Origin of the sequence: Segatella hominis (assembly GCF_004535825.1) — a bacterium.
In the GTDB taxonomy this organism is placed as follows: Bacteria; Bacteroidota; Bacteroidia; order Bacteroidales; family Bacteroidaceae; genus Prevotella; species Prevotella hominis.
In genome coordinates, this window is sequence record NZ_SGVY01000037.1 from 1 (window position 1) to 3,235 (window position 3,235).

Annotated in this window: 2 protein-coding genes and 1 pseudogene; 2 read left to right on the plus strand and 1 reads right to left on the minus strand. The window is 42.3% G+C overall.

Annotated features, from left to right (window positions below; all coding sequences use genetic code 11):
- The first annotated feature begins 433 nt into the window (after positions 1-433).
- Both EXN75_RS12285 and EXN75_RS12290 read left to right on the plus strand, forming a co-directional pair.
- The gene (locus EXN75_RS12285) at positions 434-2,431 is read left to right on the plus strand and encodes a hypothetical protein (protein ID WP_134844047.1); all 1,998 of its coding nucleotides are present in this window, start codon (positions 434-436) and stop codon (positions 2,429-2,431) included.
- Positions 2,432-2,438: 7 nt separating this feature from the next.
- Positions 2,439-2,678, plus strand: coding sequence for a hypothetical protein (locus tag EXN75_RS12290; RefSeq protein ID WP_134844048.1), 240 nt, complete (start codon positions 2,439-2,441; stop codon positions 2,676-2,678).
- A 290-nt stretch (positions 2,679-2,968) separates the two neighbouring features.
- Here the strand turns inward: EXN75_RS12290 and EXN75_RS17760 are convergent.
- Positions 2,969-3,235: pseudogene (locus EXN75_RS17760) on the minus strand (hypothetical protein); the annotation flags it as partial.

Sequence of the window (3,235 nt, forward strand, 5' to 3'; positions counted from 1 at the left end):
CAGAAAACTTCGTAACTTCCTGATAATCTGAGGGAATCAAGACTTATCCAAAAATATTACCGAATAATTGTTGAGTTTTATGGTGTGATATTAAATTTTTAACACGCATAATTCGCTTATTTACAATATTTTTTCGTATTTTTGCAGTGTGATTCTATATCTCTTACATAGAGATACGGAAAATGAATAGAATAAGAACTATAAATATGGCTTTCATATAAGCAGAGCGTATGACACACAATTTGCTAAACACGGGCTTGCTTGCATCATGTATGCAGAAGGCTGAAAGACATAAAAGTATTGAAGATTAGTGGAAGTTAGTCTATTGATTTTTCAATACTGTGATACATATCACATCTCCAATAACTCGGGAAGAGAAATCTTTTCAGGGGAAGCCGAGATGTATTCTGCGACCAAATGCGTTTAACGTTTTATGTGGTACATAGTTAAGACTGATGTTTTCACTGAGCAAAAATCAATAGATTTGTTGGGTGAGAAATTTAAAGATACAATTGTTGACTTCTACTTTCCTATGGGAAGAAGAATCTACAAAAATGAACAAGGCGAGAAAGAAGTACGTTTCACCCCAGTCTTGCAAGGACTGTTTTTTATCCGAGTGCAGAGTGAAGAACGTTTGGAGAGCATTCTTTCCCAATATGGCTACTTCATGTATAAGGGTGTTGATTATCGTGCGAGAAGTGCCGAGGTGGTAGAGCGTACCTTTTTCACCAAGGCACATATTCTTTGTGCCGATAGCAAGTCTCGAACATTGGGAGAAATCGTAAAGCAGGCGAAGATATCCGATGATGATATGGAACGCTTCATCTATTACAACGATAAGATAGCCGAAGGTATCGAGGGACTGAGTATTGTTGCCAAACGATATAGTGACCTCATCAAGGTGAATGATACTATCCGTATCATCAATGGTCCGATGACAGGCTGGGTTGGTGTTGTCAAACAAGTCAAGCATAAGGGCAAGAAAGACCGTCATCTTTTTGTGCGCTTTGGAAACAATCTTTGTCTTAATATCTCCAATGTCCGTCAATACGACATGCAGATAGAGCACGAGGCAACAGTAGGTGCAAAGCCTGAGGCAGTGGGCGCATGGCGTGCCATTGACCAGTTGATAGGTTATTTACAGGCAAAAGATTCAGAGAAAAATGCTTCTGATACATTGCGCAATCATTTCAAGGACTATCTGAAAAAGTTGACAGTCTATCGCAATCGCCATTCTTCAGATATAGCATATAGCAATAAGGTGACAGAGAGGACGGCAGCTCATCAGGAAGAAATACTAAGCAACATCGATGATTCGATGCGCAACAACTTCCGTATCCTCGCCAATTACTTTAAGGCAGACGGTGGAACTGTGGAGCAAGGTTTAAAGGAACTGATACCAGACATCATTCTCCGTCCGTTTTTCACCCCAACTTCAGGAATCGCCATTCCTCAAGGACAAGACTATGCGGTCTTATGCCATAATGGTATTGTTGAGTTTATTCTCCGTTGCAATCTTCGGAAGTTTTTTAGAGGCAAGGAGTATGAGGCAGACAAATATGCCCCAGTCTTCGATGAGGACTATGAGTATTATGCTCATTTCGCCCTATTGGAGACAGATGGTGGTAAGGTAAAGGCTATCTGTTCATGGGGAGGTTTCTATGATTATTATGCTTCGCAAAATAAGGAAGAGCGAGAAAAATTCCATGCAAACTTGCAGTCGAAGAAATATCCTCGTTTATTATACCTGCTCATGCAAAGCGAGTATAAGTTTGAAAAGGTCAATGGCATAGGTGGCTTTTCGATAGAAACAGACATCGTTTACACAGAAGACATGGAAGAGTTGGGAAGAAGAGCAAATGAATTCTTCACTCTTCGTTCCTCACTCTTCACTCAACTCACGGCGGCAGCCGTGGAAATGTGGCAAGGAGCACGCATGTTGGTTTGGCGACAGTTGCTCCAGCGTTACGTCCTGCTCCATAAGGTGCCAGTCATTGACCTCCCATCCGTAATCACTCATGATTCAAAAACGGAAGAGGCTTTTGTAAAGGCTGACGGCAGACTCGACATAAACAATATTTCAGTAGCTTTGGCAAAGGCAAGGAAAACCATAGAGGAGTATTTAGAAAAAGGAGAACTGGCAGGTGCCGTTTTCAAGTTTCTTTCCGCCTCCTTGGTCTTTTCTTCTCATTTTGCTCAAGACGAGTTATATAATTATATCACAGATACATTCAATCCAGACTACACTTTCACCGAGCTGTTTGATGAAATCATTAATCATCTCAGCAAGAAGAGTTGTCCCTCGTTGGTAAGCCATCTGCACAAAGGAATGGTTGAGTTGCAGGAACAGGAATCTTGGACATACTTCAAGTTCCCCTCATTTCTCAAACAAACGAGGAAGATTGTTAAGATGGTGAAGCAAACTAACTGATAAGGTCATGTTAAAGCTCAAACAACTTGTACTTAAAAATGCAAAAACCGTGTGTGGCGATAGATACATGGTTGACATTCTGAAAATCAATGACGAGTCGGGCTGTGGTGGCCTTCTTGGTGTTACAGACATCAACGACCCAGTTCTTGATGAATATCGGGATTGGATCAACCTCAACATCCAGATGATGGAGAAGATGGGCGCAAGGAAATTCATCTTGACCATTGATGAGGATGTTGAGTTCTGATTATTACGGGCTATGGCTTTTCTATCCAGCCAAACACCGAATGAGCATCCAGGCAAGGACATTCCTTCGGCGTAGTGCCAGGCAAGTCACGATGCCCCACGATCTTCGCTTTCGGGAACAACAACAGCGTTCACGATTGAAACCCAAGAAATCTTCTTGGAACCATTGTTAGGATTTTCATTTTGATTACTCATATACATATAGAATTAAAAGTGAAACATCATTTTGAAAATAAGAATTTGTTAGCGGTAGCCGTACCCGACACGAAGTCGGGCACGGCAAGGCATTTACTAAAGCTCGTTGTCTTCACCTGCTCCGTTATCGGTGTTGCCAGAGTTTTCGCTGCCCTCACTACCGGATGGAGTGTTGTCACCGGAAGGAGTGCCGCCAGATGGAGTAGTTCCACCAGGAGTATGATCTCCCTTGTCAGTAGGCTTATTGTCGCCATTCGGGTCGTTAGCATCTTCGCCGTACTTCACAAGACTGATGCGATTAGGAATCAGGTCGTAGGTACGCTTGCCATTGCGATCCACGGAGAACGAAGGACGGAAGCCTGG

Bases quoted from the DNA above. Each gene is read 5' to 3' on its own strand.
- EXN75_RS12285 (WP_134844047.1), top strand. From the start codon at position 434: ATGTGGTACATAGTTAAGACTGATGTTTTCACTGAGCAAAAATCAATA.
- EXN75_RS12290 (WP_134844048.1), top strand. From the start codon at position 2,439: ATGTTAAAGCTCAAACAACTTGTACTTAAAAATGCAAAAACCGTGTGT.